15 protein-coding genes are annotated in these 20,290 nt (G+C 73.5%); 4 read left to right on the forward strand and 11 right to left on the reverse strand.

Annotated features, from left to right (window positions below):
* Nucleotides 1–230 precede the first annotated feature (230 nt).
* The 5 genes from ACF1BH_RS18160 to ACF1BH_RS18180 form a co-directional block, all read right to left on the reverse strand.
* Nucleotides 231–1,190 carry an acyl-CoA dehydrogenase family protein gene (locus ACF1BH_RS18160; RefSeq protein WP_391643477.1) on the reverse strand — a complete coding sequence of 320 codons (960 nt, stop codon included), beginning with the start codon at nt 1,188–1,190 and terminating at the stop codon, nt 231–233.
* Between the two features lie 8 nt (nt 1,191–1,198).
* Nucleotides 1,199–2,353: an acyl-CoA dehydrogenase family protein gene (locus tag ACF1BH_RS18165; RefSeq protein WP_391643478.1), complete on the reverse strand. Its 1,155-nt coding sequence runs from the start codon at nt 2,351–2,353 to the stop codon at nt 1,199–1,201.
* Nucleotides 2,354–2,361: 8 nt separating this feature from the next.
* Complete coding sequence (locus ACF1BH_RS18170; RefSeq protein WP_391643656.1) at nt 2,362–3,558, reverse strand: amidohydrolase family protein; 1,197 nt, start codon at nt 3,556–3,558, stop codon at nt 2,362–2,364.
* A gap of 174 nt (nt 3,559–3,732) precedes the next feature.
* Nucleotides 3,733–5,847 carry a hypothetical protein gene (locus ACF1BH_RS18175; RefSeq protein WP_391643479.1) on the reverse strand — a complete coding sequence of 705 codons (2,115 nt, stop codon included), beginning with the start codon at nt 5,845–5,847 and terminating at the stop codon, nt 3,733–3,735.
* A 202-nt stretch (nt 5,848–6,049) separates the two neighbouring features.
* Nucleotides 6,050–8,092, reverse strand: a complete 2,043-nt coding sequence (locus ACF1BH_RS18180) for a protein kinase (protein WP_391643480.1) — start codon at nt 8,090–8,092, stop codon at nt 6,050–6,052.
* 188 nt (nt 8,093–8,280) lie between these two features.
* Here ACF1BH_RS18180 and ACF1BH_RS18185 point away from each other — a divergent pair, with 188 nt between their 5' ends.
* Nucleotides 8,281–9,651 (forward strand): serine hydrolase domain-containing protein, encoded by a 1,371-nt coding sequence (locus tag ACF1BH_RS18185; RefSeq protein WP_391643481.1) that lies wholly within the window; start codon nt 8,281–8,283, stop codon nt 9,649–9,651.
* A gap of 22 nt (nt 9,652–9,673) precedes the next feature.
* Here ACF1BH_RS18185 and ACF1BH_RS18190 read toward each other — a convergent pair whose 3' ends face one another.
* Entirely contained in the window at nt 9,674–11,380 is a 1,707-nt protein-coding gene (locus tag ACF1BH_RS18190; RefSeq protein WP_391643482.1) for a glycerol-3-phosphate dehydrogenase/oxidase, read from the reverse strand.
* 191 nt (nt 11,381–11,571) lie between these two features.
* On the opposite strand from ACF1BH_RS18190, the gene ACF1BH_RS18195 reads away from it, so the two are divergent.
* Complete coding sequence (locus tag ACF1BH_RS18195; RefSeq protein ID WP_391643483.1) at nt 11,572–12,819, forward strand: nucleotide sugar dehydrogenase; 1,248 nt, start codon at nt 11,572–11,574, stop codon at nt 12,817–12,819.
* Between the two features lie 76 nt (nt 12,820–12,895).
* Here ACF1BH_RS18195 and ACF1BH_RS18200 read toward each other — a convergent pair whose 3' ends face one another.
* The 4 genes from ACF1BH_RS18200 to ACF1BH_RS18215 all read right to left on the reverse strand — a co-directional run bounded on the left by ACF1BH_RS18200 (nt 12,896) and on the right by ACF1BH_RS18215 (nt 17,442).
* On the reverse strand, nt 12,896–14,008 hold the full coding sequence (locus tag ACF1BH_RS18200) for a GuaB3 family IMP dehydrogenase-related protein (protein ID WP_391643484.1): 1,113 nt from the start codon (nt 14,006–14,008) through the stop codon (nt 12,896–12,898).
* Between the two features lie 102 nt (nt 14,009–14,110).
* Nucleotides 14,111–15,613, reverse strand: coding sequence for an IMP dehydrogenase (gene guaB / locus ACF1BH_RS18205; RefSeq protein WP_391643485.1), 1,503 nt, complete (start codon nt 15,611–15,613; stop codon nt 14,111–14,113).
* 150 nt (nt 15,614–15,763) lie between these two features.
* Nucleotides 15,764–16,339, reverse strand: coding sequence for a sigma-70 family RNA polymerase sigma factor (locus ACF1BH_RS18210; protein ID WP_391643486.1), 576 nt, complete (start codon nt 16,337–16,339; stop codon nt 15,764–15,766).
* A gap of 491 nt (nt 16,340–16,830) precedes the next feature.
* Nucleotides 16,831–17,442 carry a response regulator transcription factor gene (locus ACF1BH_RS18215; protein ID WP_003948568.1) on the reverse strand — a complete coding sequence of 204 codons (612 nt, stop codon included), beginning with the start codon at nt 17,440–17,442 and terminating at the stop codon, nt 16,831–16,833.
* Between the two features lie 419 nt (nt 17,443–17,861).
* Between ACF1BH_RS18215 and ACF1BH_RS18220 the strand changes: the two genes are divergently transcribed.
* A complete protein-coding gene (locus tag ACF1BH_RS18220) occupies nt 17,862–18,194 on the forward strand; it encodes a WhiB family transcriptional regulator (RefSeq protein ID WP_391643487.1) in 333 nt (110 codons plus the stop codon).
* Nucleotides 18,195–18,320: 126 nt separating this feature from the next.
* Here the strand turns inward: ACF1BH_RS18220 and ACF1BH_RS18225 are convergent, their stop codons facing one another.
* Nucleotides 18,321–19,232: a LysR family transcriptional regulator gene (locus tag ACF1BH_RS18225; protein ID WP_391643488.1), complete on the reverse strand. Its 912-nt coding sequence runs from the start codon at nt 19,230–19,232 to the stop codon at nt 18,321–18,323.
* Nucleotides 19,233–19,426: 194 nt separating this feature from the next.
* Here ACF1BH_RS18225 and ACF1BH_RS18230 point away from each other — a divergent pair, with 194 nt between their 5' ends.
* Nucleotides 19,427–20,200 (forward strand): SDR family NAD(P)-dependent oxidoreductase, encoded by a 774-nt coding sequence (locus ACF1BH_RS18230; protein ID WP_391643489.1) that lies wholly within the window; start codon nt 19,427–19,429, stop codon nt 20,198–20,200.
* The last annotated feature ends 90 nt before the right edge of the window (nt 20,201–20,290 follow it).

The following is a 20,290-nucleotide window of genomic DNA, read 5'->3' on the forward strand; positions in this document are numbered from 1 at the left end:
GCGCACTCCGTATCCCGGAGCCGTCTCACCGACGGCACCGTGATCATTGCGCCACAGAACCACTCGCACCCGAGCGAGCGTACCCGAGCGGACCGCCGACTCCCCCGTGTGACGAGTCACGCTCAGGACACCACCCGATATCGACGCTCCGTGACCGAATCTGCGTACCGGAACCGACATTTCGCGCATCGGCTGCAAGAAGCTGACATGCCTTGCACCTGCTCCGGACATCATCCGGCCAGCAGGGCGGCTGCCAGGCGTTCCTCCGTCTCCCGCGCGTCACCCCAGCACTCCGCGCGCCACCATGCGCGTTTGAGATGGAGATGGATCTCCGCCTCCCAGGTGAAACCCATGCCCCCGTGCACTTGCAGACAGTCGCGGGCGTTACGCACCGCCGCGTCGTCGGCGAGCAGCTTCGCCGCGCCGATCTCGTCCTCGCTCTCGGTGACCGCCGCCGCGTACACCGCGGCGCGCGCCGTCTCGGCCCGTACCAGCATTCCGGCGCACAGGTGCTTCACCGCCTGGAACGCGCCGATCGGTGCCCCGAACTGCTCGCGGACGCGGGCGTACGCCACGGCCTTCTCGACCGTGCGCGCCGCGCTGCCGAGCTGCTGCGCGGCGGTGAGCAGCGCCGCCTCCCGGCGCATCCGGCGCACGTCCACCGCGGGCCCCGGCAGCGCCCGGCCGGCGCCCGCGGGCACCCGGGCCAGCGGCGTCAGCGGATCGACGGAGGAGGTACGCGGGGCGCGGTCCGCGGCCTCCGGGCGGAACACCCGTACGGGCCCGTCCTCGCCGCCCGGCAGCACCACCAACTCCGCGCAGCCGTCCGGGTGTTCCCACAGGCCCGGCCCGCCCGGTGCCTGGGTGAGGCCCACGAGGCGTTCCCCGGTGGCGACGCCGTCGAACCGTCCGGCCAGCAGATGGCAGGCGATCAGCGGGCCGGGGAGCAGCGCCCGGCCGGTCTCCTCGAAGAGCAGCACCGCTTCGGGCAGCCCGAGTCCGACGCCGCCGTCCGCCTCCGGCAGCCGCAGCGCGAAGAGTCCGGCGGCGCCCAGCTCCCGCCACAGCGCACGGTCCGGGGCCGGTTCCGCGACGGCCGCACGCAACCGCTCCGGGCCGAACCGCCCGGCCAGCAACGCCCGCATCCCGGCCTGCAACTCCCCCTGTTCCTGGGTCAGTTGGAAGTCCACGGCCGCGCTCACCGCCCTTTCGGCAGGCCGAGGATCCGCTCGGCGACGATGTTCCGCTGAATCTGCGAGGTCCCGGCCGCGATGGTGTACGAGAGGGAGGAGAGGCGGCCGGCGACCCATGGGTGGTCCGCGTCGAGCGCCCCGGCGCCCAGCACCTCGGCCGCCGCGTCGTACAGCTCCTGGCGGGCGTGGGAGTAGCGGAGCTTGAAGACGGAGGCGCCGGCGCCCGGCACCCCGCCGCCGCGCCCGGCCGCGCTGACGTTCCACTGGGTGAGCCGCCACAGCGCGGTGAACTCGGCGGCGAGCCGCCCCAGCCGGCGCCGCAGCACCGCGTCGTCCCAGCGGCCGTTCTCCCGTGCGGTGCGGGCCACCGCGCCCAGCACCCGGCGGCAGGCGACGACCTCACCGACGAAGGCGGTGCCCCGCTCGAAGGAGAGCGTCACCATCGTGACCCGCCAGCCGTCGTTCTCCGCCCCGACCCGGTGCGCCGCCGGGATGCGGACGCCGTCCAGGAACACCTCGGCGAACTCGGTGGACCCGGCGAGGGTGCGCAGCGGCCGTACGGTCACGCCGGGCGCGTCCATCGGCATGGCGAGCCAGGTGATGCCGCGGTGGCGGGGAGCGTCCGGGTCGGTGCGGACCAGGAGTTCGCACCAGTCGGCGACCTCGGCGTGCGAGGTCCAGATCTTGCTGCCGGTCACCACGTAGTCGTCGCCGTCGCGGACCGCCCGGGTGCGCAGCGCCGCCAGGTCCGATCCGGCGTCCGGTTCGCTGAAGCCCTGGCACCAGATCTCCTCGCCGCGCAGGATCGGCGGCAGCCAGCGGGCGCGCTGCGCCGCGCTCCCCTCGGCGGCGAGCGTCGGCCCGGCGTGCAGCAGCCCGACGAAGTTCGCCCCGACGTACGGCGCCCCGGCCAGCTCGGTCTCCTCCAGGAAGATCAGATGCTGGGTCGGGGTGGCGCCCCGCCCGCCCGCGTCGGCCGGCCAGTGCAGCCCCGCGTACCCGGCGTCGTACAGCATCCGCTGCCAGGCGGTGTCGTAGGCGCGGCGGCCCGGCCAGTCGTGCGGGTCGGGTGGCGGCGGGAGCGCCGGCAGCGCCGTGGCGAGCCAGCGGCGCAGTCCGGCGCGGAACTCCTCCTCCTCGTCCGTGTACGTGAGGTCCACGGGCGGGCCTACCTGTCCAGGTCCAGGCCGAGCATGCGGATGGCGTTGCCGCGCATCAGCTTGTACACCGTCGCGTCGTCGAGCCCCTTCACATGGTCGAGGGCGACCTCCTCGGTGTGCGGGAAGGTCGAGTCGACGTGCGGGTAGTCGGTCTCGAACGTCGCGTTGTCGACGCCGACGGTGTCCAGCGAGGCGACGCCGTGCCGGTCGCGGAAGAAGCAGCAGAAGATCTGCCGGTAGTAGTACGTGGACGGCGGCTCGGGGATCAGATCGCGCACCCCGCCCCAGGCGCGGTGCTCCTCCCAGACGTCGTCGGCGCGCTCCAGGGCGTACGGGATCCACCCCATCTGGCCCTCGCTGTAGGCCAGTTTGAGCTGCGGGAAGCGGACCAGGACGCCGGAGAAGAGGAAGTCCGTCATCGACGCCATGGCGTTGTTGAAGGAGAGGGACGCCTGGACCGCGGGCGGCGCGTCCGGGGAGGCGGCAGGCATCTGCGAGCTGGACCCGATGTGCATGTTGACGACCGTCCCGGTCTCCTCGCACACCGCGAAGAACGGGTCCCAGTAGCCGGAGTGGATCGACGGCAGCCCCAGGTGGGTGGGGATCTCGGAGAACGTCACCGCGCGCACCCCGCGCGCCGCGTTCCGGCGGATCTCGGCGACGGCGAGGCCGACGTCCCACAGCGGGATCAGACAGAGCGGGATCAGCCGCCCGCCACTGTCCCCGCACCACTCCTCGACCATCCAGTCGTTGTACGCGCGCACACAGGCGAGGGCGACCTCCTTGTCGTGCGCCTCGGCGAAGGTCTGGCCGCAGAAGCGCGGGAAGGTCGGGAAGCAGAGCGACGCCTCGACGTGGTTGAGGTCCATGTCCGCCAGCCGCGCCTTCGGGTCCCAGCAGCCGCGCCGCATCTCCTCGCGGGTGATGCCCTCCAGCGTCATCTCGTCGCGGTCGAAGCCGACGGCGGCGATGTTCCGCTTGTACGGGAACTTCAGGTCCTCGTAGAGCCACCAGTCGGTCGGCGGCCCGTCGGGGTCCATGGTGATGACGTACTTGCCGCCGACGTACGCCAGCTCGCCGATGCCGGCGGTGTGCGGCCGGGGGCCACGCTCGCGGTAGCGGCGCGGCAGCCAGGTCTCGAAGAGGTGCGCGGGCTCGATCACATGGTCGTCGACGCTGATGATGCGCGGTAGTTCCACCGGAATCCCCTCACCCGGGCCGGCCGGATCCCCTGCCCGATCGCCGATCTGATGCTCCGTCAGATATGACGTTAGCCCCGGGCGCACGAGGGCGACAAGGCTCCGGGGGCGGGCGCGCGGACGCACGGCGGACCGGGCCCCGGCGGCGGGGTCCGGTCCGCAGGAGGGCTACGCGGCAGGTCAGTTGGGGCGGTACGAGCCCGTGGCCTGGTCGTAGAGGCGGTCGACGGTGCGGCTGCCGGACCGGGGGCCGATGACCTGGACGAGGTGGTAGCGGCCCTGGTGGATCATGGCGAGGTTGCGGACGTAGACCTCGCGGCCGCTGCCGTCCTTCCAGCTGAAGCCGCCCTCGGCCATCGCCGTCCGCCCGACGTCCATCCGCCGCAGCCCGGACGCGGACGCCCAGGAGGCGGCGCGGTACGCCGCCAGCTCCGGCTCCTTGTCCTGCTGGTAGGCCATCGGATCGGCGCCGAACGCGGCGACGGTGTCCCGGCCCGGCACCACGACCAGTTCGTAGTCACCGCCGGTGTAGCGGATCCGGTCGTGCCCGTCCCGGCCCCGGCGCCGCCAGTCCTCGCGGACCGCGACCTGGAAACCTGCGGGGTCCTTGCGGACCGCGAAGCCGGTGGCGAGACCGGCCGGGGTGGTGGTCTGCGGGCTGCCCGCGGGCGGTGCGCCGCGGTCGTCGTCCGGGACGGTGGCCGCGGGGGACGGCGCGCCCGAGGACCCGGTGCCCGTACGGCCGCGGGCCTCCTCGTCGGCCTTCGGCAGGAACAGCACGGCGCACGCCACGGCGCCCACCATCAGCAGCAGGATCAGCGCCAGCAGCAACCGGCCCAGATGGCGCGGCCCGCGGGCGCGCGGCGGCTTCGGCGCCCGGCGCGGGGCGGGCGCGGCGAGGCCGGGCGGCTCGTGGCCGCCGAGCGCCGCGCGGGCCTTCCGGCCGGACGGCTTCGGCTCCGGGGCGGGCCGCGCCGCGCCACCGCGGCCCTGCCGTCCCTTGCGGACCAGTTCGCCGCGGCGCCGGACCTCCGGCAGCCGCCGCGGGTCGGCCGCGCCGCGGGCCGGGAGGGTGACGAGCCCGCTGTCCCGCTCCGGCTCGGTCGCGCCGCGGGTCACCCCGCGCAGCACCGCGAGGAGCGGGCCCACCGCGGGCCGGGCCGCCGGGTCCGGGCCGAGCAGCGCCTCGACGGCGGGCCGCAGCGGGCCGCAGGCCCCGGCCGGCGCCGGACGGTACGCGCACACCATCCGGGCCAGCTCCGCCGCGTCCTCCTCCGGGTACGGCGGATGGCCCTGCACACAGCGGAAGAGCAGCGCGCCGAGCGCCCACAGGTCCGTGCCCGGCCCCACCGCACCCCGGCTACCGGCGCCGGCCGGCGCCGCCTGCTCCGGCGCCCACCGCTCGACGACCGGCCCGACGAGCGCCAGCCGCATCTCCCGCACCCGCCCGGCGACGAGCCCGGCACCGGCGGGCACGGCCCCCGCGGGGGCGGAACCCGTACGGGCAGGGTCGGCGGGGGCCGGGATCGCCGGGGTGGTGCCCGCCGGGGCAGGGACCTTGAGCAAGGGGTCCGTGCGGGCCGGGCCGCCGGGCTCCGCGGCGGCCCCGGCGGCCGGCTCCGGCACCGCGCCGTCCGGCTCCCCCGCGGCCTCCGCCACCTCCGGCCCGCGCGCCGGAGCCGGCACCGGGGCCGCCAGCGGCATCGCCTCCGTCCCGCACAGCGCCTCCTGGGCCGCGCCCGCCGCCAGACCGCTCAGCACCGCACGGCCGTCGTCGCAGATCAGGACCGTACGGTCGGTGATGTTGCGGTGCACCCAGCCCCGGGCGTGCAGGGCGCGCAGCGCGGTGAGGACATCCGCGCCGATCTCGGCGGCCCGCTGCGGCGCCAGCGGTCCCTCGGCGAGCAGCGCGGCGAGCGGACGGGCGGCGATCAGCTCACCGGCGATCCACAGCGCGCCGTCCGCCACGAAGACGTCGAAGACCTGGTCGAGCAGCGGATGGTCCGGCAGCTCCGCGGCCCGGGTCGCCGCCAGGAACGCCCGGCGCACGACCGGGTCCCGCGGATCGCGCGCCGCCTCCTGCCCCGCACCGGCCCGCCCCGGACCGGACCGGCCGCCCGGCGCCGCGTCGGCGAACTCCGCCTCCACCACCTCGGGCAGCGGCAGCCGGCGCAGCAGCACCTCCTGCGCGCTGTAGGTGTCGAGGGCGCGCAGCACCGTGGCGCCGTCCGCGCCGCCGGGCCGCAGCGGCAGGCGGTAACGCTCCGCGAGCATCCGCCCCGCGTACCGCTCCACGACGCCTCCCGTGCGTATGTGCCGCGCCGTCACCGCACCGGCGCCGCATCCCCCGCGGGCGCCCGCCCGGGCCGCCCGCACCGGACCCGCACCCCGCGGGCCCGAACAGCCTTGTGAATCTCACGATACGTGCCCGGAGCGGCGGTTGCGGCCCGCTCCGGGCGAACGTCTCCCGGCCCGTCGTCCCCGGACCGACGGTCCGTCAGTCCTTGACGGCGAAAGTCGCGAACGCCGTGTCCCGCAGCTTCTTGCACGCATCGCCCGACCAGGCGTCCGCCTTGCAGGTGATCATGATCGCGTAGCCGTGGCCGCCGTCCACCCGGAAGCCGCGGTTGAGCACCCGTACCTTCTGGCCGTGCGAGGTGCGGGTGAAGGACCAGTCGGCGACCGTCGGGTAGTCCCGCCAGTCCACGGACTTGATGGCGATCCGGTGGTAGTCCGGCGTCGTGCTGCGCACCGCCGGTTCCTGCTGCCGCCAGGAGGCCGCCGCGTCCTTGCCGGGCGAGGCGGTGAAGTCGATCTGGAGGCGCGGGAAGCCGTCGTCCGCACTGAAGATCGCGCCGGAGTTCTGCCCCGAGGTGCCCGTACGGTGCCAGCCCTTGGGCATCGCCACCCGGAAGTGGAAATCACCGTTGGTGACGTTCGCGTACCCGGCGGGCAGTTCGTCCTTCTTGTCGCCCTTGCTCTTGCCGTCCTTGCCGTCGTCGCCGTCCTTCGTGCCGCCGTCACCGGCGCCGGACGTCGAGGGGGCCTGGTCGGACGGGGTGGAGCGACCGTCGGGCGCCCCGCCGCCGTGCGAGGCGTGCGTCCGCGCCGCCGTCGCCTCGATGTCCCGGCCCGCGTCGGCGCTGTTGCCGGAGTCGCCGCCGGAGAGCGCGAACCCGAGGATCGCGGCCACGACGGCGAGCGCCACCACGACCGCGATGATGATCAGGGTGCGGCGCGGCACCACATCGGTGACCGACGCCCGCGGCGGCCGCCCGCCGCCCGCACCGGACGCGCCGGAGCCCGCACCCGAGCCGGAGCGCGCCGCGGACGCCGCCGACGCCGCCGAGGAGGCGGCCGACGCGGCAGCCGCCCGCACCGTCTTCAGCGCGGCGCGCATCCGCTCCTTGGCCGCCTCGCCGTCGAAGCCCGGCCGGGCGGAGCCCGCCGCCTTCGCGGGCCCGCCGCCCGCGGCGGCGGACGGCTTCTCCGGCGCCGGAGCCGCGGGCGAGACCTTCGGGGCCGGTGCCTGCGGTGCGGCGGCGCCCGCCGTCGGCGCCTGCTTCGGCTTCCGCTGCCGGGACCTGGCCGGCTTGGCGGCCGGCTTCGGCCCGGCCGCCGGCTTCGGCGCCGCGTCCGTCTCGGGCACCACCGGCAGCGCCATCGCGCGCGTCGCGTCCAGCGGCGGCTCGGCCTTCTCCGGCGCGCTGACGGCCTTCTCCAGCAGCACCCGCGCCCCGGCGTCGTCCAGCCGCCCGTCCGGGTCCTTCACCAGCAGCCCGAAGATGACGTCCGCCAGCGGCCCGGCGTGCTTCGGCGGCTCCAGCGGTTCGGTCATCACCGCCGTCAGCGTCGCGATGGCCGAGCCCTTGTCGTACGGCGGCACGCCCTCGACGCAGGCGTACAGCAGTCCGCCCAGGGACCACAGGTCGGCGGGCGGGCCCGGCTTGTGGCCGCGGGCGCGCTCCGGCGAGATGTACGAGGGGGCGCCGACGAGCATGCCGGTGGAGGTCACCGAGGGGTCGCCCTCGACCTGGGCGATGCCGAAGTCGGTCAGCACGACCCGGCCGTCGTCCGACATCAGGACGTTCGACGGCTTCACATCGCGGTGCAGGATGCCCTCGCGGTGCGCGGCGCGCAGCACGTCGAGGACGGCGAGGCCCACCTCGGCGGCGCGGTGCGGGGTGAGCGGACCGTCGTCGCGCACCAGTTCGGCGAGGGAACGGCCCTCGACCAGCTCCATGACGATCCACGGCCGGTCGTCCTCGTCGACCACGTCGTAGACCGTCACCGCGCCGTTGTTGCGGATCCGGGCGATCGCCTTGGCCTCCCGCAGCGTACGGGTGATCAGGCGCCGCTTCTCGTCCTCCTCGACGCCGCCGGGGAAGCGCAGCTCCTTGACCGCGACCGTACGGCCCAGCACCTCGTCGCGCGCCCGCCAGACGGTGCCCATGCCGCCGCGGCCGAGGACTCCGGCGAGCCGGTACCGGCCGGCGAGCAGCCTGCCCTCCTTGCCGTCCATCTCGACCTCGTCGCCCACTGAATCCCCTCTGCAATCCAGCCGAGTTGGCGGCCCCGATTCCCATCGGCGCCAAACTGACCCAACTCGGACAACCCACCCTGGCAGAGCCTTCATTCTCTCTCATCCGCGAGGGTGCGGAAGGCCCGGGGCCGTGACGTACAGTGCCGCGCGCACCCGCCGTGACGGCCCGAAGGACGGGACCCCCGATGACGACGCAACGGCCGCGCCCCGCTCCCGCGGGCGCGCCCCGGCACCCTCCCGCGCCTCCCGCGCGCCGCCGCCCGCCCACCGCGCGCCCCCTGCTGGCGGCACTCCTCGCCCTCTCCTGCCTGCTGCTCACCGGCTGTACGCACCACCGCCACCGGCTCCTGGAGCCGATACCGGTCCCCCGCCCGCCCGACACCACGGCACCGGCGCTGCGCGCCTTGGTCGCCGCGGGCGCACCCGGCGCCGCCTCCCTGGTCACCCGGGGCGGAAAATTCGCCGCCGCCCGCTTCTCCGCCGCCGGGGTCGCCGATCTGCGCACCCGCCGCCCCATGGAGCGCCGGGACCGCTTCCGGGCGGGCAGCCTCACCAAGACACTGGTCGCCACGGTGGTCCTCCAGCTCGCCGCGGAGCGGCGGCTGACCCTGGACGGCTCCGCCGCCCGGCTCCTGACGTCCGGCCACCGGACGCCGCCGGGCCTGTCCCGCGCGGCCCTGGCCCCGCTGTCCCGGGTGACGGTCCGCCAGCTCCTCGACCACACCAGCGGCCTGTTCAACTACACCGACGACCCGGCCCTCCGCCTGACCGGCCCGGGCTTCGCCGTCCACCGCTACGAGACCCACACCCCGGCCGAGCTGCTGCGCCGCGCCCTGCGCCACCCGCCGGGCGCCGCCCCCGGCGCGCGCTACGCCTACTCCAACACCAACTACCTCGTCCTCGGGCTGGTCGTCGAAGCGGTCACCGGCCGCCGCTACGCCGACGAGATCCGCCGCCGGATACTCACGCCCGTCGGCCTGACCGGGACCAGCTTCCCCGGGACCCGCACCACCCTGCCCCGCCCGCACGGCCGGGCCTACTTCCGCACCGGTCACCGGCAGGTCGACGCCACCGATCTGAACCCCAGCTGGGCGGGGTCCGCCGGGGAGATGGTCACCACCCTCGACGACCTCAACCGCTTCTTCGCCGCCCTCCTCGGCGGCCGGCTGCTGCCCCCGCGCGAACTGGCCGCGCTCCGCGACGAGCGCGCCACCCACGGCACCTACGGCCTCGGCGTCTACGCCACCCGGCTGCCCTGCGGGGTGACCGTCTGGGGCCACGCCGGCGACATCCACGGCTCGTACGCCCGCACCGCCGCCTCCGTGGACGGCCGGCACCTCGTCAGCTACCACCTCAACACCGACGCCCCCGGCCCCCGGGCGGACGGCGACGCGGTCCTGACCGCGGAGTTCTGCCCGAAGCCGAAGCCGGGGCCGACGTCGAGGCCGGGCCCGGGGCCGACACCGCAGCCGTCGCCGGACGCGGCCCCCGGTACGCCCCCGGCGACGGGCGCACCGCGGGCCGCCGCCCCCGCCGCGCCCGTCCCCGCCGCCTGACGTCCCGGGCGGTGTCCCGCCCTTACAGCGGGACGATGTCCGGGGCGCCCAGCCGGGCCGCATCGGCCGTCAGATCGTCGGGCTGGCGCTGCGATTCGCGCTCCGCCTCGACCCGCTTCTCGTAGTGCGCGACCTCCTTGTCGACCTGCGCCGCGTCCCAGCCGAGCGCCGGGGCCATCAGCTCCGCCGCCTCGCGGGCGCAGCGGGTGCCGCGGTCGAAGGTCTCGATGGAGATGCGGGTGCGCCGGGTCAGCACGTCGTCGAGGTGGCGGGCGCCCTCGTGGGTGCAGGCGTAGACCACCTCGGCCCGGAGGTAGTCCTCCGCGCCGGTCAGCGGTGTGCCGAGCGTCGGATCGGTCACCACCAGCTCCAGCAGCTCCTCGATCAGCGAGCCGTAACGGTTCAGCAGATGCTCGACACGGGCGACGTGCAGCCCGGAGCAGGCCGCGATCCGGGCCCGCGCGTTCCACATCGCCCGGTACCCCTCGGCGCCGAGCAGCGGCACGTCCTCGGTGGCGCACTCCGCGACCCGCTGGTCGAGCCCGTGCACCGCCTCGTCCACCGCGTCCTTGGCCATCACCCGGTACGTCGTGTACTTGCCGCCGGCCACCACGACGAGGCCCGGCACCGGGTGCGCCACGGTGTGCTCGCGCGAGAGCTTGCTCGTCGCGTCCGACTCCCCGGCCAGCAGCGGCCGCAGCCCCGCGTAGACGCCCTCGACGTCGTCCCTGGTCAGCGGCGTGGCGAGGACGGAGTTCACATGCTCCAGCAGATAGTCGATGTCCGCGCTGGACGCCGCCGGATGGGCCTTGTCGAGGTCCCAGTCGGTGTCGGTCGTCCCGATGATCCAGTGCCGTCCCCAGGGGATGACGAAGAGCACGCTCTTCTCGGTGCGCAGGATCAGCCCGGTCGTGGAGTGGATGCGGTCCTTGGGGACGACGAGATGGATGCCCTTGGAGGCGCGGACGTGGAACTGCCCGCGCTCGTTGATCAGCCCCTGGGTGTCGTCGGTCCACACCCCGGTGGCGTTGACGATCTGCCGGGCCCGGATCTCGTACGTACCGCCCGACTCGACGTCCTCGACCCGCGCGCCGACCACCCGCTCGCCCTCGCGCAGGAAGTCCACCACCCGCGCGCCGTTGGCGACCTGCGCGCCGTAGGAGGCGGCGGTGCGGATCAGCGTCTCGGTGAACCGCGCGTCGTCCATCTGCGCGTCGTAGTACTGCAACGCTCCCACCAGCGCGTCCTTGCGCAGACAGGGCGCGACCCGCAGCGCCCGCCTGTGGGAGAGGTGCCGGTGGACGGGGAGCCGGCGGCCCTGGCCGGACGAGAGGGACATCGCGTCGTAGAGCGCCACACCGGAGCCGGCGTAGAAGCGCTCCCAGACGTGGTGCTGGAGCGGGTAGAGGAACGGCACCGGCTTCACCAGATGCGGGGCCAGCCGCCCCAGCAGCAGCCCCCGCTCCTTCAGCGCCTCCCGGACCAGCGCGAAGTCCAGCATCTCCAGATACCGCAGGCCGCCGTGGATGAGCTTGCTGGAGCGGCTGGAGGTGCCCGCCGCCCAGTCGCGCGCCTCGACGAGTCCGGTGGTCAGCCCACGGGTCGCCGCGTCCAGCACGGTGCCGGCGCCGACGACGCCGCCGCCGATCACCAGAATGTCGAGCTCCCGTTCCGCCATCCGGGCGAGCGCTTCGGCGCGCTGCGCCGGTCCCAGGGTCGCTGATTTCACCACTGCCTCCCACTGTGATCGGGGCCACACCCCCGTCGGTCGATTCTGTCCGCGTCGGCTGCCGTCACTCCCCCTGCCGCCACCGGCGGCAACACCCCGCCACCTTGATCCATCAATTCCCATTCTGCGGGAAATGTCGGCTTAGTCTACTTATGCGTCAATCGGAATCGCTCGGGAAGGGCGGCAGCAGCATGCCCGCAGACCTCGCCGTCATCGGCCTCGGCCACCTCGGCCTCCCCCTCGCCCAGGCCGCCACCGCGGCCGGATTCTCCACCGTCGGCTACGCCCCCGATCCGCACGCCACCCCGCTCACCGCCCCCGACGGCCCGCTCACCGCCACCGAACTCCGGCGGCTGACCGCCGCCGGATTCCGCACCACCGACGACCCCGCCGCCCTCGGCCGGGTCCGCACCGCGGTCATCTGCGTCCCCACCCCGCTCGGCGCCGACCGCGCCCTCGACCTCACCGCCGTCGCCGACGCGGCCCGCGCCCTCGCCGCCCGGCTGCGCCCGCACACCACCGTCATCCTCGAATCCACCGCCTACCCGGGCACCACCGAGGACTTCCTGCGCCCCCTGCTGGAAGAGGGCTCCGGCCTCACCGCCGGCCGCGACTTCCACCTCGCCTGCTCCCCGCCCCGCCACGACCCCGGCAACCGCACCCACCCCTACGCCCACACCCCGAAGGTCATCGGCGGCCTCACCGCCGCCTGCACGGAAGCCGCCGCCGCCTTCTACGGCCGCCTCACCGACAAGGTCGTCCGCGCCCGCGGCACCCGCGAGGCCGAGACCTCAGGGCTCCTGGAGACCAACTACCGCCACCTCAACATCGCCCTGATGAACGAGATGGCGGTCTTCTGCCACGACATCGGCGTCGACCTCTGGGACGTCATCCGCTGCGCCGAGACCAAACCGTTCGGCTTCCAGGCGTTCCGCCCCGGCCCCGGCGTCGGCGGCCACGCCGCCCCCGTCGACCCCAACTACCTCGCCTACCAGGGCCGTTCCCTCGGCTACCCGCTGCGCATGGTCGAGCTGGCGCAGGAGGTCAACGACCGGATGCCCGGCTATGTCGCCCGGCGCTGCGCCACCCTCCTCAACGAGCACGGCAAGTCCGCCCGCGGCGCCCGCGTCCTCCTCGTCGGCGTCACCTACAAGCCCGACATCGGCGACCAGGAGGGCGCCCCCGCCCGCGAGATCGCCGCCCGCCTGACGGAACTCGGCGCCCACGTCGCGTACCACGACCCGTATGTCCCCCGCTGGACCGTCCTCGACCGCCCGGTCCCCCGCGCCGACTCCGTCTACGAGTCCGCCGCCGGCGCCGACCTCACGGTCCTCCTCCAGCCGCACCGCACGTACGACCTCCAGGGCCTGTCGGTCAAGGCCCAGCTGCTGCTCGACACCCGCGGGGCGACGCCCGCCGGGGCGGCCCACCGGCTGTGACACGCGAAGGGGCCCGGACCACCGTGGTGGTGGTCCGGGCCCCTCGTGCCGTCCGCCGCGGTCGGCGCCGGCCGCGCTACGACGGGTCGACCGTCACCTCGACCCGCTGGAACTCCTTCAGCTCGGAGTAGCCGGTCGTCGCCATCGCCCGGCGCAGCGCGCCGAAGAAGTTCATCGAACCGTCGGGCGTGGTCGACGGGCCGAGCAGCACCTCCTCGGTGGTGCCGACGGCGCCGAGGTCCACGCGCTTGCCGCGCGGCACGTCCTCGTGGACCGCCTCCATGCCCCAGTGGTGGCCGCGGCCGGGCGCATCCGTCGCACGGGCCAGCGGGGAGCCCATCATCACGGCGTCCGCACCGCAGGCGATGGCCTTCGGCAGGTCTCCGGAGAAGCCCACGCCGCCGTCGGCGATGACGTGGACGTACCGGCCGCCGGACTCGTCCATGTAGTCCCGCCGCGCCGCCGCGACATCCGCCACCGCCGTCGCCATCGGCACCTGGATGCCGAGCACGTTACGGGTGGTGTGCGCCGCGCCGCCGCCGAAGCCGACCAGCACACCGGCGGCGCCGGTCCGCATCAGGTGCAGCGCCGCGGTGTACGTGGCGCAGCCGCCGACGATCACCGGGACGTCCAGCTCGTAGATGAACTGCTTGAGGTTGAGCGGCTCGGCGGCCGACGAGACGTGCTCGGCGGAGACCGTCGTACCGCGGATCACGAAGATGTCGACGCCGGCGTCGACCACGGCCTGCGAGAACTGCGCGGTGCGCTGCGGGGAGAGCGCGGCGGCGGTGACGACACCGGAGTCGCGCACCTCCTTGATGCGCCGGCCGATCAGCTCTTCCTTGATCGGCGCGGCGTAGATCTCCTGCATCCGCCTGGTGGCCGTCTCACCGTCCAGCTCGGCGATCTCGGCGAGCAGCGGCTCCGGGTCCTCGTAGCGGGTCCACAGGCCCTCCAGGTTGAGGACGCCGAGGCCGCCCAGCTCACCGATGCGGATGGCGGCCTGCGGCGAGACCACGGAGTCCATCGGGGCCGCCAGGAACGGCAGCTCGAAGCGGTAGGCGTCGATCTGCCAGGCGATCGAGACCTCCTTCGGGTCGCGGGTGCGGCGACTCGGTACGACGGCGATGTCGTCGAAGGCGTACGCCCGGCGGCCGCGCTTGCCGCGCCCGATCTCGATCTCAGTCACGTTGTGGGGCCTTTCCCTCTTGGTCTGCGTGTCCCAGTATCTCCGACACGCGTGTGAGGGGCGGCTCCGGAGCGTCCGGTGCCGCCCCTCACGGGCGTGGTGCTACTTACGGCTGTAGTTCGGCGCCTCGACCGTCATCTGGATGTCGTGCGGGTGGCTCTCCTTGAGACCCGCCGAGGTGATCCGGACGAAGCGGCCCTTCGACTCCATCTCGTCGATGGAGGCGGCACCCACGTAGCCCATCGTCTGCCGCAGACCGCCGACGAGCTGGTGCAGCACGTTGGCCAGCGGGCCGCGGTAGGGCACCTGGCCCTCGATGCCCTCGGGCACGAGCTTGTCGTCGGAGGCGACATCGGCCTGGAAGTAGCGGTCCTTGGAGAACGAACGGCCCTGGCCACGGGATTGCATCGCCCCGAGGGAACCCATGCCGCGGTACGACTTGAACTGCTTGCCGTTGATGAACAGCAGCTCACCCGGCGACTCCTCACAGCCGGCGAGGAGGCTGCCCAGCATCACCGTGTCGGCACCGGCGGCGAGCGCCTTGCCGATGTCGCCGGAGTACTGCAGACCGCCGTCGCCGATGACCGGGACACCGGCCGCGCGGGCGGCGAGCGCCGCCTCGTAGATCGCGGTGACCTGCGGGACGCCGATACCGGCGACGACGCGGGTGGTGCAGATGGAGCCGGGGCCGACGCCGACCTTGACGCCGTCGACACCGGCGTCGATCAGGGCCTGCGCGCCGTCCCGCGTCGCGACGTTGCCGCCGATGACGTCGACGTTCACGCTGGCCTTGATCTTCGCCATCCAGTTCAGCGCATTGCTGTTGTGGCCGTGCGAGGTGTCGACGATCAGGAAGTCCGCGCCCGCCTCGGCCAGCGCCTGCGCGCGCTCCAGCGCCTCGGGGCTCGCACCGACGGCGGCACCGACGAGGAGACGGCCCTCGGCGTCCTTCGCCGCGTTCGGGTACTGCTCGGCCTTGACGAAGTCCTTGACCGTGATCAGGCCCTTGAGGACGCCCGCGTCGTCGACCAGCGGAAGCTTCTCGATCTTGTGGCGGCGCAGCAGCTGCATGGCGTCGACACCGGAGATGCCGACCTTGCCGGTGACCAGCGGCATCGGCGTCATGACCTCGCGCACCTGACGGCTGCGGTCGGGCTCGAAGGCCATGTCACGGTTGGTGACGATGCCGAGCAGCTTGCCGGCCGCGTCGGTCACCGGGACGCCGCTGATGCGGAACTTCGCGCACAGCGCGTCGGCCTCGGCGAGCGTGGCGTCCGGGTGCACGGTGATCGGGTCGGTCACCATGCCGGACTCGGAACGCTTGACGAGGTCGACCTGGTTGACCTGGTCCTCGACCGACAGATTGCGGTGCAGCACACCGACGCCGCCCTGCCGCGCCATCGCGATGGCCATCCGGGCCTCGGTGACCTTGTCCATCGCGGCGGAGAGCAGCGGGATGTTCACCCGGACGTTGCGCGAGATACGGGACGAGATGTCGACCGCGTTGGGCAGCACCTCGGATGCGCCCGGCAGCAGCAGCACGTCGTCGTAGGTCAGCCCGAGTGTCGCGAATTTCTCAGGTACTCCATCGACGTTGTCGCTCATGACACCTTCCCCAATGCTCTTGCCTCGGCGCGGACGTCCATGCTAACGGCCTGAAGTGGTGTCTCATTCCACGAGGAATGAGGGCCTCATCACCCGTACCTTCCTACGGCCGCATCCGGCCATCGGCGCACGGATCACGCCACCCCGGGCCTACTGCTCGGCGAGCGCCCGCAGCCTGCTCAGCGCCCGGTGCTGCGCGACCCGCACCGCACCCGGCGACATCCCGAGCATCTGCCCGGTCTCCTCCGCCGTCAGCCCGACCGCGACCCGCAGCAGCACCAGCTCCCGCTGGTTCTCCGGCAGGTTGGCCAGCAGCTTCTTCGCCCACGCGGCATCGCTGCTCAGCAGCGCCCGCTCCTCGGGCCCGAGCGAGTTGTCCGGCTGCTCGGGCATCTCGTCGGACGGCACCGCCGTACTCCCGGGCCCGCGCATCGCGGCGCGCTGGAGATCGGCGACCTTGTGCCCGGCGATGGCGAAGACGAATGCCTCGAACGGCTTCCCGGTGTCGCGGTAGCGCGGCAGCGCGCAGAGCACCGCGACACAGACCTCCTGCGCCAGATCCTCGACGAAGTGCCGGGCGTCCCCCGGGAGCCGGGAGAGCCGGGTCCGGCAGTAGCGCAGCGCCAGCGGATGCACATGGGCCAGGAGATCGTGCGTGGCCCGCTGATCCCCCTCGACTGCGCGTGCAACGAGATCACCGATCTCCTGCTTGCCGTCATCGCGCATCGGACCATGGTGCCTTGACGCGGCACCGCTCTCGGCACCGCCCTCGTCGTTGTGCACTGAACCGTTACGAGCCGCCGCGTTAGCACGCACGTCCCACGCCTCCCCCGATCGGGTTGTGCCCATGCCGACGTCGAGTCCTCGCCGGTAGCGTGTATCCGTGCCGTGAGGCATCGGGTAAGGCTTGTCCGTCATGAGGTCTCTTCTTGGCCGAGTGAGAAGCCCCGGCCTCCGCCGGGGAGGAGTCACACGTCAAGGATGCGGCATCCCGTGACGTTTCGACGTCTAAGGGTTGCGCACACCGCTCACGGACCACCCCGGGGCGCGCCGCCGAGCGGCGCCCGGCCCCCGAAGACCGGCGCGGCCCGCCGTACGGACGGCGGCGCTCCCCCGCGCACGACCTGCGCCGCACCGCCCAACACCCACGTGGCAAGGGGCCACAACGCTCGCTCCTCCCGCCGGAGAGAGCCGCCGTGACCCCGTTGACCCGGTGGTCAGCGCACCAGACCCCAACGGAAGCCCAGGGCCACCGCATGGGCGCGGTCCGAGGCGCCGAGCTTTTTGAACAGCCGCCGGGCGTGGGTCTTGACCGTGTCCTCGGAGAGGAACAGCTCCCGGCCGATCTCGGCGTTCGAGCGGCCGTGGCTCATGCCCTCCAGCACCTGGATCTCGCGGGCGGTGAGCGTCGGGGCGGCACCCATCTCGGCGGACCGCAGCCGCCGCGGGGCGAGCCGCCACGTCGGGTCCGCGAGCGCCTGGGTGACCGTGGCCCGCAACTCGGCGCGCGAGGCGTCCTTGTGCAGATAACCGCGGGCCCCGGCGGCGACCGCGAGGGCCACGCCGTCCAGGTCCTCGGCCACCGTGAGCATGATGATCCGGGCGCCCGGGTCGGCGGACAGCAGCCGGCGCACCGTCTCCACACCGCCCAGACCGGGCATCCGCACATCCATCAGAATCAGATCCGAGCGATCGGCACCCCAGCGGCGGAGGACTTCCTCGCCGTTGGCGGCCGTCGTCACACGCTCGACGCCGGGAACGGTCGCAACCGCGCGGCGGAGCGCCTCTCGGGCAAGCGGGGAGTCGTCACAGACGAGGACGGAAGTCATGACTGTCCCCCGCGGCTCTCACAGCTGCTGCGCGTCACCTTGAGCCTCCAGGCTGGTACGTATCGTCACCTGTGCGCTTGACGGGCTCGGACACCTGCCCGATCACTAACTCCGCCAACCGCTTTCGCACACTCAACGACGGTCACTCGAAAGAGTTACGGGTTCGAGCATCGAATTCGGCACGCTGCGTAAGTGCCCGGATACGCAGACGATACGCCGACGATACGCCGCCAAACAGGGCCGTCGCGGGCGACCACTCGCCCGCGAATGAACCTTATGCCCTATTTGGCTCTCTTCCTTCCATTTTCCGGCGATCTGACGCTAGATTCGCAATGAGTCATATTTACATCTACTTACACAGTAGATGTACCGTCGTCACCACCGAGCCCGATACAGCTATCGCTTCGAGGGGACACGCAATGGCAGATTTCTCCCGCCTCCCGGGCCCGAACGCAGACCTCTGGGACTGGCAGCTGCTGGCAGCCTGCCGCGGTGTGGACAGTTCGCTGTTCTTCCACCCCGAAGGGGAACGCGGCGCCGCCCGCAGCGCGCGTGAGACATCGGCGAAGGAGGTCTGCATGCGCTGCCCCGTACGGGCCGAATGCGCGGCGCATGCGCTGGCCGTCCGCGAGCCCTACGGGGTCTGGGGCGGCCTGACCGAGGACGAACGCGAGGAGCTGATGGGCCGGGCCCGGCACCGGATGGTCCCCGCGACCACGCTGGTCGGCCCCGCGAGCGCCCAGAGCGGCTGACGCCGAACAGCCGACCCGTCCAGCAGAAACGTTCCTCCAGGGGTGTGGCCGCACCTCGGCCAGGGGTGTGGTCACGCGATGCGCTGCCCTGCGCCGGTGACGAGCCCAGGGCTGTACTCCGCCGGATCAGCGGGCGGCGGCGCTCTCCAGCTGGTCGAGCATGGCGCCGACGGCCGGGACCCGCGCGAGGTCCGGCAGGGTGAGGGCGACGATCTCGCGGTGCACGGCGGGCTCCAGGCGCACCGTGCGCGCACCCTTGGGGCGTACCGACGCGAGGGTCAGCTCGGGGAGCGCGGCGACGCCCAGGCCCGCGCCGACCAGGCCGATCACGGCCGGGTAGTCGTCGGTGGCGAAGTCGATGCGCGGGGTGAATCCGGCGCGCTCGCACACCTCGACCAGATGCGTACGGCAGCGGGGGCACCCGGCGATCCACGGCTCGTCCGCGAGATCACCGAAGGCGGCGGAGCCGGTGGCGGCGAGGCGGTGGCCCTCCGGGACCAGGCCCACCAGACGGTCGGCGAGGACCGGGCGGACGACCAGGTCGTCCCAGTCGGAGCAGGCTTCCGGGGCGGCGGCGCGCACCTCCGGATAGCGGAAGGCGAGCGCGATCTCGCAGTCGCCGTTACGCAGCATCTCGATCGAGCGGGGCGGCTCGGCCTCGTCCAGGGAGACCCGGGTGCGCGGGTGGGCGGCGCGCATGGCGGCCAGCGCGGCGGGCACCAGCGTGGAGCTGCCGGAGGGGAAGGACACCAGGCGGACGCGGCCGGCCCGGAGCCCCGCGATGGCGGCGACCTCCTCCTCCGCGGCGGTGAGCCCGGCGAGGATGCCGACGGCGTGCCGCACCAAAGCCTCACCCGCCTGGGTCAACCGCATCTCGCGGCCGGTGCGGATCAGCAGCGGAGTGCCCGCCGACTGCTCCAGGGCCTTCATCTGCTGACTGACGGCCGGCTGGGTGCAGCCCAGTTCCCGGGCGGCGGCGGAGAACGAGCCGGTACGGGCGACCTCACGCAGCACACGGAGATGGCGAGCCTCGATCATGACTCCAGCATAAGCGGAGCTTGGGGGTATGAAGAAAATAAGGGTTGCGGCTTTGATCTTCTGTGCTCCATGCCGGCGCGCCGGTTCCTCCGCGGACGGCGCACGGGCGACGGGCAGGTGTACGCGCCGCGGGTTGGCCGGGTGAGGGCCGGACGGGTGCGTTCATGTCATCCGGGCCGGATAGCGTGCAGCGCATGACGACTGCATTGATCACCGGAGCGACCTCGGGCATCGGGGCGGCGTTCGCCCGGCGCCTCGCGCACGACGGCCACAACCTCGTCCTGGTGGCGCGCGACGAGAAGCGGCTGCACCGGCAGGCGACGGAACTGCACGACCTGCACGGCATCGAGGCGAGCGTACTGAGCGCCGATCTGGCCACGGAGGAGGGCATCACCGCGGTCGAGGAGCGGCTCGGCGACCGGACCCACCCGGTGGACCTGCTGGTCAACAACGCGGGCTTCGGCAACAAGGGCGAGTATCTGGACGTCCCGATGGCCGACGAGCTGGCGATGCTGAAGGTGCACTGCGAGGCGGTGCTGCGGCTGACCACGGCGGCGGTGCGCGGGATGCGGGAGCGGCGGCGCGGCGGGGTCGTCAACGTCGCCTCCGTCGCGGCGTTCGTACCGCGCGGCACCTACGGGGCGAGCAAGGCGTGGGTCGTGCAGTTCACACAGGGCGCGGCGCGGGACCTGTCCGGCAGTGGGGTGCGGCTGATGGCGCTGTGCCCCGGCTTCGTGCGGACCGAATTCCACCAGCGGGCCGGGATGGGCACGGACAACATCCCCAGCTGGCTGTGGCTGGACGCGGACAAGCTGGTCGACGCCGCGATGAAGGACCTGGCCCGCGGCCGCTCCCTCTCCATCCCCGACCCGCGCTACAAGGCCCTGATGGGCGCCGCGAAGCTGGCCCCGCGCGGCGTGCTGGGCGGCCTGACGTCGCGCACGGGGCGGAAGTTCGGGCCGAAGTAGCAGCGGAACCGGCCGGGGCGCGCGATGGCTTGCGCCCCGGCCCGGCGGGCGTGGCGCCCGTCGGGTCAGCGGACCCCGCGCGCCACAGCT

This window comes from Streptomyces sp. NPDC014733 (assembly GCF_043083385.1).
Classification (GTDB): Bacteria; Actinomycetota; Actinomycetes; order Streptomycetales; family Streptomycetaceae; genus Streptomyces.

Excerpts from the sequence above, each read along its gene's own strand:
- ACF1BH_RS18185 (WP_391643481.1), top strand. The coding sequence starts at position 8,281 with ATGACGACGCAACGGCCGCGCCCCGCTCCCGCGGGCGCGCCCCGGCAC.
- ACF1BH_RS18195 (WP_391643483.1), top strand. The coding sequence starts at position 11,572 with ATGCCCGCAGACCTCGCCGTCATCGGCCTCGGCCACCTCGGCCTCCCC.
- guaB (WP_391643485.1), bottom strand. The coding sequence starts at position 15,613 with ATGAGCGACAACGTCGATGGAGTACCTGAGAAATTCGCGACACTCGGG.
- ACF1BH_RS18210 (WP_391643486.1), bottom strand. The coding sequence starts at position 16,339 with ATGCGCGATGACGGCAAGCAGGAGATCGGTGATCTCGTTGCACGCGCA.
- ACF1BH_RS18215 (WP_003948568.1), bottom strand. The coding sequence starts at position 17,442 with ATGACTTCCGTCCTCGTCTGTGACGACTCCCCGCTTGCCCGAGAGGCG.
- ACF1BH_RS18220 (WP_391643487.1), top strand. The coding sequence starts at position 17,862 with ATGGCAGATTTCTCCCGCCTCCCGGGCCCGAACGCAGACCTCTGGGAC.
- ACF1BH_RS18225 (WP_391643488.1), bottom strand. The coding sequence starts at position 19,232 with ATGATCGAGGCTCGCCATCTCCGTGTGCTGCGTGAGGTCGCCCGTACC.
- ACF1BH_RS18230 (WP_391643489.1), top strand. The coding sequence starts at position 19,427 with ATGACGACTGCATTGATCACCGGAGCGACCTCGGGCATCGGGGCGGCG.